The sequence below is a fragment of the Aerococcus sp. L_32 genome, assembly GCF_050689315.1.
On record NZ_JBOEQF010000005.1, the window covers coordinates 23,385 to 36,775 of the forward strand.

General features: G+C 36.2%; 17 protein-coding genes. 4 read left to right on the forward strand and 13 right to left on the reverse strand.

What is annotated here, in order from left to right; genetic code table 11:
- Position 1 precedes the first annotated feature (1 nt).
- The 13 genes from ACRCJ0_RS01040 to ACRCJ0_RS01100 all read right to left on the reverse strand — a co-directional run bounded on the left by ACRCJ0_RS01040 (position 2) and on the right by ACRCJ0_RS01100 (position 9,897).
- On the reverse strand, positions 2–412 hold the full coding sequence (locus tag ACRCJ0_RS01040) for a YopX family protein (RefSeq protein ID WP_431389223.1): 411 nt from the start codon (positions 410–412) through the stop codon (positions 2–4).
- Entirely contained in the window at positions 373–993 is a 621-nt protein-coding gene (locus tag ACRCJ0_RS01045; RefSeq protein ID WP_431389224.1) for a hypothetical protein, read from the reverse strand. Before ACRCJ0_RS01045 ends, ACRCJ0_RS01040 begins: the two co-directional genes overlap by 40 nt.
- 112 nt (positions 994–1,105) lie before the next feature.
- Complete coding sequence (locus ACRCJ0_RS01050; RefSeq protein ID WP_431389225.1) at positions 1,106–1,672, reverse strand: hypothetical protein; 567 nt, start codon at positions 1,670–1,672, stop codon at positions 1,106–1,108.
- Complete coding sequence (locus ACRCJ0_RS01055; protein ID WP_431389226.1) at positions 1,669–2,286, reverse strand: DUF1599 domain-containing protein; 618 nt, start codon at positions 2,284–2,286, stop codon at positions 1,669–1,671. Before ACRCJ0_RS01055 ends, ACRCJ0_RS01050 begins: the two co-directional genes overlap by 4 nt.
- Before the next feature lie 22 nt (positions 2,287–2,308).
- Positions 2,309–2,506 carry a hypothetical protein gene (locus tag ACRCJ0_RS01060; protein ID WP_431389227.1) on the reverse strand — a complete coding sequence of 66 codons (198 nt, stop codon included), beginning with the start codon at positions 2,504–2,506 and terminating at the stop codon, positions 2,309–2,311.
- A gap of 345 nt (positions 2,507–2,851) precedes the next feature.
- Positions 2,852–4,657, reverse strand: a complete 1,806-nt coding sequence (locus ACRCJ0_RS01065; RefSeq protein WP_431389228.1) for a DNA primase family protein — start codon at positions 4,655–4,657, stop codon at positions 2,852–2,854.
- A gap of 49 nt (positions 4,658–4,706) precedes the next feature.
- Positions 4,707–6,449 (reverse strand): hypothetical protein, encoded by a 1,743-nt coding sequence (locus ACRCJ0_RS01070; protein ID WP_431389229.1) that lies wholly within the window; start codon positions 6,447–6,449, stop codon positions 4,707–4,709.
- Positions 6,450–6,460: 11 nt separating this feature from the next.
- Positions 6,461–7,096: a hypothetical protein gene (locus tag ACRCJ0_RS01075; RefSeq protein WP_431389230.1), complete on the reverse strand. Its 636-nt coding sequence runs from the start codon at positions 7,094–7,096 to the stop codon at positions 6,461–6,463.
- 18 nt (positions 7,097–7,114) lie between these two features.
- Positions 7,115–7,873 (reverse strand): DUF1351 domain-containing protein, encoded by a 759-nt coding sequence (locus ACRCJ0_RS01080; RefSeq protein WP_431389231.1) that lies wholly within the window; start codon positions 7,871–7,873, stop codon positions 7,115–7,117.
- Between the two features lie 22 nt (positions 7,874–7,895).
- On the reverse strand, positions 7,896–8,501 hold the full coding sequence (locus tag ACRCJ0_RS01085) for a hypothetical protein (RefSeq protein ID WP_431389232.1): 606 nt from the start codon (positions 8,499–8,501) through the stop codon (positions 7,896–7,898).
- Between the two features lie 123 nt (positions 8,502–8,624).
- Positions 8,625–9,326 carry a hypothetical protein gene (locus ACRCJ0_RS01090; protein ID WP_431389233.1) on the reverse strand — a complete coding sequence of 234 codons (702 nt, stop codon included), beginning with the start codon at positions 9,324–9,326 and terminating at the stop codon, positions 8,625–8,627.
- Positions 9,327–9,530 (reverse strand): hypothetical protein, encoded by a 204-nt coding sequence (locus ACRCJ0_RS01095; protein WP_431389234.1) that lies wholly within the window; start codon positions 9,528–9,530, stop codon positions 9,327–9,329. It lies immediately after the preceding gene.
- Between the two features lie 157 nt (positions 9,531–9,687).
- Positions 9,688–9,897 carry a helix-turn-helix domain-containing protein gene (locus ACRCJ0_RS01100; protein WP_431389235.1) on the reverse strand — a complete coding sequence of 70 codons (210 nt, stop codon included), beginning with the start codon at positions 9,895–9,897 and terminating at the stop codon, positions 9,688–9,690.
- A 244-nt stretch (positions 9,898–10,141) separates the two neighbouring features.
- On the opposite strand from ACRCJ0_RS01100, the gene ACRCJ0_RS01105 reads away from it, so the two are divergent.
- The 4 genes from ACRCJ0_RS01105 to ACRCJ0_RS01120 all read left to right on the forward strand — a co-directional run bounded on the left by ACRCJ0_RS01105 (position 10,142) and on the right by ACRCJ0_RS01120 (position 13,326).
- Positions 10,142–10,441, forward strand: a complete 300-nt coding sequence (locus ACRCJ0_RS01105; protein ID WP_431389236.1) for a helix-turn-helix domain-containing protein — start codon at positions 10,142–10,144, stop codon at positions 10,439–10,441.
- An 11-nt stretch (positions 10,442–10,452) separates the two neighbouring features.
- On the forward strand, positions 10,453–11,574 hold the full coding sequence (locus ACRCJ0_RS01110) for an ImmA/IrrE family metallo-endopeptidase (RefSeq protein ID WP_431389237.1): 1,122 nt from the start codon (positions 10,453–10,455) through the stop codon (positions 11,572–11,574).
- A gap of 14 nt (positions 11,575–11,588) precedes the next feature.
- Positions 11,589–12,110 carry a hypothetical protein gene (locus ACRCJ0_RS01115; RefSeq protein ID WP_431389238.1) on the forward strand — a complete coding sequence of 174 codons (522 nt, stop codon included), beginning with the start codon at positions 11,589–11,591 and terminating at the stop codon, positions 12,108–12,110.
- 112 nt (positions 12,111–12,222) lie between these two features.
- Positions 12,223–13,326, forward strand: coding sequence for a tyrosine-type recombinase/integrase (locus ACRCJ0_RS01120; protein ID WP_431389239.1), 1,104 nt, complete (start codon positions 12,223–12,225; stop codon positions 13,324–13,326).
- Positions 13,327–13,391: the final 65 nt, after the last annotated feature.

Below are 13,391 nucleotides of genomic sequence, written 5' to 3' on the forward strand. Positions count from 1 at the left end.
GTTAGTCCTCCACTAGCTCTGGGTTTTCGTAAATGTTTCCAATGACTTCCATTTTAACGTCCTCATAGTTCATTAGTACACCGAACAGAGATTCTAATATGTATGTTTCTTCTCTGCCCCCTAATACATAACTACCCATTTCATATCTGATAATTCCAACGCCTTTAGTTTCGTATTCCCATGCATATACTTCAGGATGATAATGAGAACGTGCATAAAACTTCACTACATCACCTTCATAAATCTCAACGTCCTTCTTGTCTTTTAGTCCTGTGTATTGCATGAGTTCAATCTCTTCAAACGTTCTCCAAGCCAATTCCATATTTATTAATCCTGCTTCAAAATTTATGCTATCAACTGATATCATCTCTTTTAAATTTTTCTCCCACGCTCTAAATTTAATATCGCACATTCCCTCTCACGCTCCTGTTTACGAACCTCTAATGGTGCTCTTAAGTAGTCTGAAATCAAATCTAGTAACTTAATAAAGTTTTTGTTTTCGTTTGTTAACACAGTCGTTTGAAGATTTATCAGATTCAAATTAATCACACGACTTTCTTGCAGTGGATCAAACCACAAGACAGAGTTAGCAGCGTTATGTATGGCTATCTCGATATTCCCGTTACCTCGTTCTCTCAAATCCCAACCACGGTAAGTTGCTGACCTACTTAAACGGTGTGCGTCGCTATTGTTAAAATTTAACTCTCTTAATTGATCAACTTCGAATTTCAACTTTTCTAGAGGTTTCTTTTCCCGTTGTTTTTCAGTGGCTTTTTCAATTAATTTCTTATCTAATTGGTCAAGTCCCTTTTGCAGGTTATTTGCAGTGGTGGTTAGCAGGGTTTTTCCAGCATTATTGATAAGTAATAGCGTGTTACTCTCTTTGACACATTCATAATCTTTACCAAATACGTGCTCTGTATTCACTTTAATTTGACAACCTTCATCTATAAAGATTTGTAAATTTTCACCTATTTTGTATTCTTCAAACATTCCCTTTCACGCTCCCTTTCTTGTTGCTGTTCATATAAGTGTTCCAGTCCAAAGTGTAAGAACAGAAATACCGCTGATATGAGGACTGGCGCTGTGATTACTACTATCAAAACTAATCCCATATTCTCACGCTCTCAAACTTAATCCGCTCACCAGTCGCCCATGAACCACCCACGTTTTGGAATGTCATGAATGAACGTCGTACTGTTTTATATTTCTTTTTACGTTTAGATTGTGGTTTCGGTTTCTTAACTGGAATTAAAATGTCTGTGGTTAAATCGTTTCCTAATATTTCAGCAAGCTTTAGGTATTCAACCCAACTTTCTAATTTACTATCCCCTGCCTCAATTCTAGTCAGTCTCAGATGACCTATGTTTAAATGTTTTGACACTTGTACTGCAGGGACTTCTTTGAGTGTTCGAGTTTGAGCGATACGTAAACCAGGGATACTTTCTACAAAGTTTTTACGTTTTTGATATAGACGTAGGTTTTTAGGGCTATTCCAGTCTTTACCAAGGAAGTCAGATAGCTTTTTAGCGTTTTGCTTGGTTAGGAAATTGTCTCTCTTAGCTAGGTTCAATGAGTAAGCGCCAAGTCCTGTTTGTTTTGCTAGCTGGGTGCCAGATAAACCCGTGTTGAATAGGACTAGGTCTAACATTTCAGATATTGTGTAGGTCATGATAGGTCACCGTCCTTACGCAATCTTTCAATAGCAGATTCGATACTTGTGGGTTGTGAATCTAACCATTTAATTTGTGGGAAGTTGTCTTTTTTGATAACTACGGATCCTTCATCATTAAGCCAGTACAATTCATATTTTTCAGGTTTATTCCCATACGCGCACAAATCACCGTCATAATCTCTTGCTAACCACTCGAACCCATCATGTTTCAAGTCTTTCAGCAAGTTCAACCGACCTCTGTACACTTTACATTTATATACACCAGCAATTGGCTTCGTAAGTAGTTCGGTACTAAACACCGGTCCACCGTCTGCATACGCTATTACAGTTTCAATTGATTGCTTATCATTATCTCGCAACTCAATCAATGTCATGACCGCATAGTTGGCTAAGTCTATTAGTGTATCTTCAATACGTTCGTCATCAACACGTTGGTCTTTAGTAGCTAGTGATTTCAAACGATTGGTTTTGTCAGAGATACGTGTAATTGCTGAGATAATACCTAGTTCAGCAAATGTTTGACCGAATGCGTCACCGTAGTCGTGGTTTTTCTTTGAATATAGTTCAGACATTTCAGTTGTGATTGCTTTGAAATTTGCTTGCTTATCCATGAATAATTCCCCTTTTCAATATCTACACTGTTGTTTCCACATCTATTTCATCATCTTCAATCTTGTAAACTTTAATACTATCTTCCGCCATCACTTTCTGTATTGAAGGATATGATCGTTTCTTCAGTATCCTTGCTGATATACCGACTTTCTGTGATAGTTCGTCAAGTGTTCCGATACCGAGTGGTTGTTCGCCTTGGTAGGCTATGTATTCGGTCATAGTTCTTTCCTTTCTCCTGCAGAGCATTTAGTGATTAATAGTAAAATTAATCTTGGTTACATATTTTCGTGTAACTTTTTGCCAATTTGTAACTTTTTTGTAACCCACTTTTACCCCTCAGAAACGTTGCTATTACAATAAAAGGTAAACCTTTTATTCTTAAAGGTTACAAGGTTACATATAATATTAATAAAAGTACCCGGTATTAAATTTAATTTCCTAGAAAATAGAATTTAAAATACGATTTAAAAAACTTTTGCGAGATTTTTTGTGTAACCTGTAACTCACTACTCTCACAAGGGTTTTCGACTTTTTTTATACGTAACCCAAAGTTGTAACCTGTGATTAATCTCTCTTACCATAAACTCGCTGCGTTTTACCATTTATCTTTCTAGGCTTAAGTTGTAAATCAAAAACTTCTTCTACCGTGGATTTGAATTGTTTTACAGATTGAGCAGTAATACCATTTTCTTCGCACCATGTTTCATATGGTTCGTAAATTTCTGGGTTTCTCTTACCAATGATTTCATCTTCGCTTAACTCTTCGACGTAACCTAGAGCGGTGTTATTCTCTTCGTGATAATTAGTGTTGAAGTCATTCACGATATCTGAATTAGTAAAGCTGCTATTTTGATAAAGTCTAAAGTACCCTTCTATGATTAATTTCAACCAATATTTAAGTGCTTCAGGTCTAGTTAAGTTAGTGATGAATTTAGGGTCTTTTGTCTTAGGTTTGGTGTACATTGGTAGCCACATTACCCGACGTTTATAAGATGTTCCCTTTTCAAAAGACTTTAGAATATGGTTTGAAGTGAATATTAACGTAGTACTCAAACTCACTGATTGTGCCGACTCATATAGTTTCCGCATTTCAATACGGTCTGATGTTGAGATATTCTTTAGCATTTTCATCTGTTCGTTATTGATAGGCTCATCTTGAATATCATCACCAAGGTTAGCTAACTTACCTTTCAGTGAAATCATGTACCGCTCATCTTGCATATTCTTGATAGACAATGTTGAGCAGTTCTTATGGTTTAAAATACTCTGAATGATTGTTAATAAAGTTCCCTTACCGTTCCCACCGTCACCAATGAAAATAAAGAATTTAGCTAGTATCCGTTTGAATTCTTTATTGGTAATTAATGTATGACCTAGAATTTCCATTAATAATGCTCGATAGGCTTCGTCATTATTAGTTAATTGATTAATATAGTTATCCACATCTTCAACTGGCTCAGTGTCTGGATCATACTCAATTGGAATTGAATAAGGTGTGAAGTCGGTGTAATCAATCTCGTAAAAAGACCCATCTTTTAACAGTCCATTTTTGAGTTTAATGTCAAACTCTTGTTCAGGGTCAATCAGCTTAGAACGTTTCTCCATCTGAGAGATGACTTCTTCCACATACCTTGTTTTCTGACCTTCGCAGTATCTATACACCATTCTATAAAGCAGCTCTCTGTCCGCTGTGTACTCTTCACCGTCAAAGTAGTATAAAGCCCCACTGTACTTAACAACACGTTTCTCACGCATGATAACGTCTGCTATTAGGCTTTCACCGTCTTTAGTAGCAATGACTTCCATATCTCTTGAGATGTCTTTTAATTCCTTTTCTGGTAAAGGTTCAGCAAATATATAATCATTGATGAAGTTAACTATATTTTGCCAATCAGGTAGGTTGTTTATCTGTTTTCTGTGAGTGAACAGTTTCTGATTCCGCCCGTCGCCTTCAGAAAGTCCGAACAGTTCTTGGTATTTACCTTTTTGAAATATCACTGGTAGTTCTTCACGGATGTTTGGGTTATCGACTTGTCTTGTTTCTCCGTTTAACTTCACTGTAATGCTTTTGGTATTCGTCTTATGTTTATACTCAACTTCAACACCTAGTGGTACCATTCCTTTTGCTCCCCTGAACCCTTCAGGTTTTTTGAAATAAAAATGAGCACCCCTGGTAGTCCATACTGTGTGGGTTTGAATGTTAAATACTCTGATAATCGCTTCAATTGTTTCTTTAGGCATATCATCAATATCAATGATCAAGTCATTATCTTCTAATACGTACCCTGCATCATCAAACACATCTAATGACTCAGAAACTTCAGCATTTTTTGGTGCATGTTTTTGACCTGGATTATATTTAATAAACATGCTTCAAACCCCTCCTTTCTGCTTTTGTGGCAAGTTTAGATAGTTTCCGTTATAACACCTTCCACCGCTCCAACTTTTTGTTAATCAATGTGTAATAGTAATTAATATCAATCTTGTTCTTAAAATCTTCTAAGTCATCTACTTCATAGTTCCACACCAGCATTTGCTCTGGCGCGTCTGGGAACATCACCATTCCGTCATCTTGACGTCTTTTATATAACTTCACGCCACCACGTTTGACCGGAAACACTCTGTTCACCTTTTGATACTGTTTACCATGTTCATCAAAGGTACCTTTATAAGTACCGCCAGCTTGCAGTACTTGCTGGAATAATTTAGGCTCATTTAAACGCTCTAAAATAGTGTCTAATGGTTCTTGGTCATGTAATAGGTATTCACCTATAGCAATGTCTACGATACGATTAGAATTGTTTCTGAACACATTTTCATACCCATATCTACCAACTTCTCCACCCTTAGCTTTAATACCGCCCGAAGGTTCAACTGCGATATAGTTGTTTACATCCTTTTGGATAAACGTTTCAAATTCATCAAGTTCTAAGACAAACCCATAATCATCCTGCCATTCTTCCCATACTTTGATGTAGTCATCGGAATCTGTAACGAACCCAACACCATCCGTATTGATATTTACAATTTCGCACGTTGGTGCTAGTCGTTTACATAAGTCGTACAGGATGATTTGACCGTAGATACACACTGAGATAGCGCCCATCTTGTTTTTGAGCAGTGAGTAATCACTACGCAGTAACCCATATATAGAGTTGATAACCAATTTCAACGCTGCTGAAAGTGTTTTGTCAGTGTGTTTAATAGCTAACCGCTTATCTACCAAGTTCTCCTTGTAGAATTGTGTGCGCCCACCTAAAACATCTAATTTGTTGATTATGTTCGGATAAAGTGACGCAACGTCCAACATCTTCACATTTTTATATCTCACTTTATTTCGAATTGGCACACCATGTAACCCACCAAAACCAAACTCAATCTTGCAACCAAATTCTTCATGAACATATTTACCTTTGTCTTTAGTAGCGTTCTCTTTCCAAAATGCTTTAACTGGTCCTGGTACTAACTCAAACATGTCATACTCGCCAGTTTCGTCATATTCACCCAATCTCACATCAGACCATTGTTGTAATGGTTTCCCATTGGTCACAAGGTTTGCTGAAATAGTAGTTGTATTCCATCTGATAGCACGTCTCTGAATACTCTCGTCTAACATAGCTATAATGTTTAACTTTGGTTCGAAGTAGTCTTTCAGTCGTTTCTTAAAGATTTCAATCGTCATTTGAACATCATATGAACAGTATTGAATCGTTTCTTCTAACTCTTCTTCAGTTAGTTTTCTATCAATGTTAAAATCAATCAGAGATTCGTAGATATTAGCGCCCATGTTGGCCTCAATCTTCTTCAGTGAGGGCATACTCACGTCAGCTTGTTGAAAGCAGTCTAGTGTGGTTATTTCGTTTCCTAAGCGGTAAATCTTCACTTTTTGTCCACTAATTAAACGGTCATTCTGTTCCTTTAGTTGCTGAGGTGTCCAGCAGGCTAACATTTTTTCAAGCATTGGATCATCATAAAAATAGTTGTTGAAGCCAACCAGGGTTTTACCCTGGATGACCTCATACATACCTTCAAAATCGTTATGGAAGATACCAACTACTTTGTTCTGAATATCTTTGAACACGACCAACGCATCTTCTTTGAATGACTCAATATCGTAAAATAGTAAGTTATCGTCTTTTAAAATCTCAGATACATTAATCATTAATTATTCTCCTATTTCCAGTTAGGTTTCTTGATTTCGCCGTACGGGTATTTCTTGAATGCTAATTTCACTTCAACCATGACATCTTTACCAACCAACTTGTCTTTCTCTTCAAATGGAATACCGTAACGTTCTTCGAATTTAGCGAATTGTTTTTCTTTCTTTTGTGGGTTAACGAACCATTGCTTCAACGATTCAACATAATCACTATATTGCAGCTTAGTTTCTAACAACTTATCCTCAATCGTGTATTTAATTGAGATACGCTGACCAGTATCCTCCACGCTGTCTACCGTGGTAGTGAAAATTTGACCAACCCATTCCTTCGGGAATTTATCCACTTGCGCTACTTCAAACAAGCTGTTAAATCCGTCATAAACATAGATATCTTTCTTTTGACCTATGGCTTCAGATAATTTGTCAAATGTTAACTCAAAGTAATCCTGACACCATTTCTCAACCTTTTCAGCTTTCTCTGGATCATCAACAAATTTACTTGCATCATTGTCATATGATTGTTTATTAAAATTCACATCTCGGATGAAACCTTGGTCAGCGTCTAGGAAAGTTAATACCGCTTTTTGTCCACCTTGGTCATACTCCACTGCTACTAGCTCTAAGTCTTTTGCTAATTCTTGTAATGCCATAATTTATATACCTCTTTCTTATTTGTACGTAATGTTGTTTTCATTCATAAATTGTGTAAGTTTGATATAATCTCCGCTGCTAAATACTGTGATTGTGTAAGTCTCAGTGTTAGCGGTAGTTTGCACTGGTTTCTTTGTTTCCATCTGTTCCAAAGCTTTGTGTCGGTTATTTACAGTGGTAATTGCCTGGTTCATATCTAAATTACTTGAATACTCATAAACCAACTCATCAGCATGATCCATTGTCTGTAATGTGCGAATTGACTTATCAATGTTTTCTAGCTTGCTTACAATCTGTTCTTCAGCTTTATTTATGCTGACTGATTTGTTTAGCAGTTTAGGCTCTAGAATCAAGTCGATATCAATATTCGCTTGTTGAATTAATGTGTAGTGATTTAGTCGCAATTGAATGATTTTCATTAATTCATCATATTTCGCTTGACGTTCTTTCTCTTCAAAATCACGTACTTGCTGACGAATTAAATCTTCACCTTGTTTGACAGTTGTGACGATTTCCTTAACTAGCTTTTCAAATTTCACGTAAGGTTGGTTGATTTCAGCTTTCACTTTCTTGCGAACATCTTCTAACTTGTCAGCTTCCTTACGGACTTCAGCAACCAACTTCTTATTGGTTTTGATAGTTTCTTCAGTGACTTCTACGGTAGACAATGCTTCATTTAACTTTTGAGCACTTTGTAGTGTCTCCGCATACTTGGGAAATTTAACTTCCCCTTGTTTTACTTCAATATCCTGTAATTGAATTTCAAATGTATTCATGATTACCCCTTTCTTATAGCTATCAATAGAACCGTTCTGATTTATGCAGCTCTATCCACTCAGACGCTGAATTTCGTCTATGTGTGTAGTAGAATTCCTTACTTTTAAATGTAGACAGATGTCTTAATGCTGAAAGTTTTGGATCATATCCCCTAGTCGCTTTAGCTTGTTTAATCTTGCTTTCAGAGTGGTTAGACTCTAAGAAGATATAATCAAATGGGACGTCATCCGGTGCGTTATCCATATTGTTAGTATCAGTGGCGTAGATGATATTTCCATCATTTGACTGCCACCAGTATCCGTAACAGACCACGTCGTGTACTAACTCAAATGGGTTAAATACATAGTCGCCAGTGATAACTTGATACCCAGCATTTGCGACATAATCAATCTGAACAGTTTGAGCTACTTGCCAGTTGCCAATAAATTTAATATGTGGAAATAGTTTCTTAATTTGCTTGTAGGTCGCCATTCTCAAGTGGTCAGTGTGAATATGTGTGATGATAATGTACTTAATTCTGTACAAGTACGGTTTTAACGTGCTGAACGGTATGCCAATATCCATCAAAACATCATTAATCATTACAGCGTTTCCTTTAGACCCACTTGCGATAATTTCATAGTTCATTCAATCCACCTCGTGTGTTATAATTTGGGTAGATAGATTTACTTCACTGATTTACTTTAGCCGGGAAATCAGTGTTTTTTTTTTGTACAAACTTTCAATTTAATCACCCCTTTCAATCCCAACCTATCTAGCAGTCCGTCGTGGTGCCATCATGAAGAATGCTCTACCAGCTTCAACTACCCATGGGCTGAATAAGCTAGATGAATAAACTGTAATTTCTTGTTCGCCAATATTTTTGAAAAAGTCCAACATGAAATATAGATACTCAATATCCACTCCGACCGCTACATTTCCACTAGCTTGTGTTTCGCATTTCAAGGTTCCTGAGATGATGTCATTCTTAGCTAGTGCAGCTTTATCAGTTGTTTCGACTTTAATATCTGTTTGCGAGATCCATACCTTTGCAGCATTGTCATCTGACTGTTTATATAATGGATAAACAATCTCACGTAATTCTTTTGGATTAACCACCATTCGAACACATGATGGATGGATAACCTCTCTTTGAATTTGTATTAAACGGTCAACATTTGGATATTCAAAATCATCCGGTACTGTGAATTCATCTTTTACTGGAAACAAACCAGTTTGCATTTCAACATCTTTTACAGCTAACAAAATGTGACTATTCGTGTATACCCACTGCTTATCATCAGAAACCTTTAACATCTGCGGTAGTGGTTTAACCTCTGTTAACTCGTCATCATATCCAAATTCTTTATTGCGAGATTTAATCAACTTATTGTGTACTCGTACTGCCCGCTTGTCTTTTGCTAAAACACGTTTTGCTAGCATTTCCGCTTTTGATAAAATCTTATCTACCATTTATTCCCATTCCTCCAATTCTTCTTCTAACTCGTCTATATCAAGACCAGCATCTCTTATCACCCACACGAACATACTAAGAACACCTGCAAAACCAATCACTGATAAAATGGCAGCGATAATGATGTTGATGTTAAAAGCGTGGAAGAAGAACCCAAGTCCCAGACTAATTGCGGACCATGTTGTTAACTTGTCGATTGTCATAATTTATATCCTTTCATGTAGATACTTCTTATTTACTTTTCCACGTATTGTGATTTTGCCTTTTGCTGCTAATTCATCATTCAGCGATTTGATAATCTTATAAGCATGTGCTTGACTACATTCAAATATTTTCATGATGTCCTTAACGTTGTAGAATTCAGGCATTTCCATTTGTATCACCTTCTTCCAGAATATCTTCTATTGAAACTCCCAGATATTGAGCGACCCTGTATAACGTTATCGAATAAGGAGTCACCTTGTTCCACTTGGAAATTTGACCATTTGATAATTCAAGGTCTTTTTCAATTCGATAAACGCTAACACCTTTCTCTTCAGCTATTTCTTTAATAGTGTCGTATAATCCCACTTTCTCACCATCCTTTCTCAGAATAAAACAGCTTATCGTTGACATATAACAGAATATATTCTATTATATAAGTGTGATAAAGAACCCCACCGAATTCATACAGGAATCCGGAGGAGTAACGGTTTTATCGCTCTACCAAAGCGAATTTAACCGTTTGTATTTGTGTACTTCTCAGGTACAAATACATAATATCACAGAACATATTCTATTTCAACTATAAATACAGAATAAATTCGGAGGTATTATGAAAATATATGACAGGATTAAAATATTAGCCAAAGAAAGGAATGTTTCCATTGCTGAATTGGAACGTAAGTTAGAATTATCAAACGGCTCCATTTCCAAGTGGAACACCTACATGCCAAATACAGAACCACTTCTAAAAGTAGCTAATTATTTCAATGTTTCAGTGGATGAGCTTTTAGGAAAAGAAACCGTTGAGGATACTCCAACAGTTCTTGCTATTCAAAGAAAAGCAAGAAACTTGTCAGAGAAAGACCAAGAGAAATTAAAGTTATTGATCGATGCTATGTTTGATGATTAGGAGGCTGTTAATTGAAGAGTAAACCTGATTATGCTTTTGCACAGCAGGGAGCATATGATTTAATTTATGAATCTAATATTAAAGAATTACCTATTTCAATGAAAGAAATGGTTACAGACGTTGTTGGATTAAAATTATTAACTTACACAGAGTTATCTGAGAAAACCGGCCTTAATGTAAAAGAGGTTTGTGATTTATATGGTTCGCCCGACGGTGTAATTATGATGAGCAAAACTGGGAAAGTAAAGATTGCTTATAACGATACAATTGAATCAGAAGGCAGAATGAGGTTTACTCTAGCTCACGAAATTGGTCATTATAAGCTAGGTCATTTTGAAGAGACCGATAAACTGGTTTTATCAAGAAGTGATCTCACTGAAGAAGAGTATGATGTTTTAGAAAAAGAAGCAAATTATTTCGCTAAAAGACTACTCGCACCTATACCGCTTGTAGATGATTATGTTGAAGCTTGGCATAAAATTAGCCCTAAGGAAATCGCTGAAATATTCAACACATCACTGTCTTTTGGAAAAAATCTAGTAAATGAATTGATTAGAAGGCGAGACACTACTAATATAGCTAGGGTTCATCACGATATGAATGTGAACTTTCAACGATTCATATACATGGATACTCAAATGTTTTCATGTGACATTTGTCAAAATCTGGTTGATACTAATCACAATTTTTGTCAGATATGCGGCTCTGGACAGTTAGACAAAAATACGCGTGAAAATTATCATATTAGAAGAGAGGATAGATTAAATACTATGAATTATTCAAAAATAAATGTAACAACTAATGGTTACGCTGTTCGTTGCCCTCACTGTGATAACGAAAACATTGCAGAAAACCAAGAGTATTGTCAAGTATGTAGTACATATTTGAGAAACAAGTGTATAGGTGAAGTTCCTGAAGGTATGACATCACACGAAATATATTTCCATGTTGCAGAAGGTTGCGGATATATAGACTCATCCGGCGACGCAAGATTCTGCCCACAATGCGGTGGTGACACCAGTTTTGGTTTTAATAACACATTGCGAAACTGGGATGACGAACAGAAAAATAATGTCGCTGCTTACCCTTGGGACTCTAATATTTCTGCTTCAGTCACATTTCCACCATTCTAAGAAAGGACGCTCACATGCCTAGAAAACAATACGAATTTAAACACGAACCTAAAAAGCAGCGCCCTACGTGGCAAAAATGGTTAATCGGTATTATCGCTGCGCCAATTGTTGTAATAGTTTTTCTGTTCATTCTAGGTTCTATCACTGGTCCTGCTGAATTTGATGGCCCAGTTGTTGAGTCTACTTCAGCGGTTGAATCTAGTAGTGATGATCCAAGTCAGGACGAATTGAATCAGCAATTGAAAGACAAAGCAATTGAGATTGATTATGTAACAGCAAACGCTGGAGAGTATGAAGTTGGTTCCAAAGTCAAAGCAACTGGAGAAGTTGGCTTGTTAAATGATGACAGTATTATGCCTAGTTTTAATTTAACCACTGAATCAGATGATGGTTACGGATTATATTATGTGGAAGGTTTCAACACTAGTGACACTGAGTTTTCAAACGGTGATATTGTAACTGTTTACGGTACTTACGATGGCAAAGATGAGCAGACTGGCGGTCCCAAAATTTTTGTAACGTATATCGAGAAATAACAAAAAAAAGTCCCTACCCTATTAAACTTTGGACGGTTCAGGGTAAGGACTAGATGAATGGTTCATCAATTAAGATGTACCTTCATTTTAACATAAATGTAGGAGTGATAATATGCCAGCGTATAAAGATAAGAACACTGGAAAATGGATGGCACGATTCTATTACACCGACTTCCAAGGTGTGACAAAACAGAAAAAGAAACGTGGTTTTGATAAGAAAAAACATGCCAAAGAGTTTGAAGATGATTTTTTAGCTCGATTACAAGGTTCTGCTAACATGTCACTTAAATTGCTTTGGGATAATTACCAAGATGATAAAGAATTTGAGATTAAAGAAACCACTTGGGCAATCAAACAGCAAATAGTAGAACAAAAAATTTTACCTTATTTGGGAGAATTGTCTATTAATCAAATTGATGAACGTGTCATTAGGAAGTGGCAAAACGAAATGCAATCACTAACCAATAAATCTGGTAATCCATACTCTCAAACCTATTTGAAGCGAATTAATAATGAATTATCAGCTATTATTAATCATGCTGTGAAATTCTACAAACTACCATATAATCCACTACATGTAACTGGGTCTATTGGTCAGAAACACGCTGATGAAAAGCAGCATTGGACGCTTGAACAATTCAACCAAGCAACGGCATTTTATGATACATGGGACGGTAGTCGTTTTCAGCGAGTAGATGTTCAAACTTATAAATTAGTATTCAACATCCTATTCTACACTGGTATAAGATTGGGCGAATTATTAGCACTGACCGGTAATGATTTTGGTAATGGTAAATTGAGTATTACTAAGTCCTATACAAAACTAAGCGGTAAAGACATCATATCCACACCTAAGACTAAATCATCCATTAGGACAATCAGTGTACCTACACATGTTTTGGAATTGCTGGATGGATACACCGATATGATCTATGATTACAATCCAAATAACCGCTTATTTACTAACATCAACAAATCATCAATAACTAGACAATTGCAACTTATTTCAAAAGAAACTGGATTACCAAAAATTCGTACACACGATTTAAGACACAGCCATGCTAGTTTACTAATCAAAGAAGGCGTGCAAGCTAAAGTAATTCAAAAGCGTTTAGGTCATAAAGATATTCAAACGACACTCAATACTTATAGTCATCTATGGGAAGGTGCTGATGATGAAGTATCTGACCTGTTAAATTCCATAAGCCCAAAATAAGCCCAATACATAAAAATAAGACCCTACAAACACTGTTAAACCAATGCTTGTAAGGTCTTTTGTTT

Coding starts and splice junctions, on each gene's coding strand:
- ACRCJ0_RS01065 (WP_431389228.1), bottom strand. CDS start 4,657: ATGTTTATTAAATATAATCCAGGTCAAAAACATGCACCAAAAAATGCT.
- ACRCJ0_RS01080 (WP_431389231.1), bottom strand. CDS start 7,873: ATGAATACATTTGAAATTCAATTACAGGATATTGAAGTAAAACAAGGG.
- ACRCJ0_RS01095 (WP_431389234.1), bottom strand. CDS start 9,530: ATGACAATCGACAAGTTAACAACATGGTCCGCAATTAGTCTGGGACTT.
- ACRCJ0_RS01060 (WP_431389227.1), bottom strand. CDS start 2,506: ATGACCGAATACATAGCCTACCAAGGCGAACAACCACTCGGTATCGGA.
- ACRCJ0_RS01050 (WP_431389225.1), bottom strand. CDS start 1,672: ATGACCTACACAATATCTGAAATGTTAGACCTAGTCCTATTCAACACG.
- ACRCJ0_RS01120 (WP_431389239.1), top strand. CDS start 12,223: ATGCCAGCGTATAAAGATAAGAACACTGGAAAATGGATGGCACGATTC.
- ACRCJ0_RS01115 (WP_431389238.1), top strand. CDS start 11,589: ATGCCTAGAAAACAATACGAATTTAAACACGAACCTAAAAAGCAGCGC.
- ACRCJ0_RS01040 (WP_431389223.1), bottom strand. CDS start 412: ATGTGCGATATTAAATTTAGAGCGTGGGAGAAAAATTTAAAAGAGATG.
- ACRCJ0_RS01055 (WP_431389226.1), bottom strand. CDS start 2,286: ATGGATAAGCAAGCAAATTTCAAAGCAATCACAACTGAAATGTCTGAA.
- ACRCJ0_RS01075 (WP_431389230.1), bottom strand. CDS start 7,096: ATGGCATTACAAGAATTAGCAAAAGACTTAGAGCTAGTAGCAGTGGAG.
- ACRCJ0_RS01105 (WP_431389236.1), top strand. CDS start 10,142: ATGAAAATATATGACAGGATTAAAATATTAGCCAAAGAAAGGAATGTT.
- ACRCJ0_RS01090 (WP_431389233.1), bottom strand. CDS start 9,326: ATGGTAGATAAGATTTTATCAAAAGCGGAAATGCTAGCAAAACGTGTT.
- ACRCJ0_RS01070 (WP_431389229.1), bottom strand. CDS start 6,449: ATGATTAATGTATCTGAGATTTTAAAAGACGATAACTTACTATTTTAC.
- ACRCJ0_RS01045 (WP_431389224.1), bottom strand. CDS start 993: ATGTTTGAAGAATACAAAATAGGTGAAAATTTACAAATCTTTATAGAT.
- ACRCJ0_RS01085 (WP_431389232.1), bottom strand. CDS start 8,501: ATGAACTATGAAATTATCGCAAGTGGGTCTAAAGGAAACGCTGTAATG.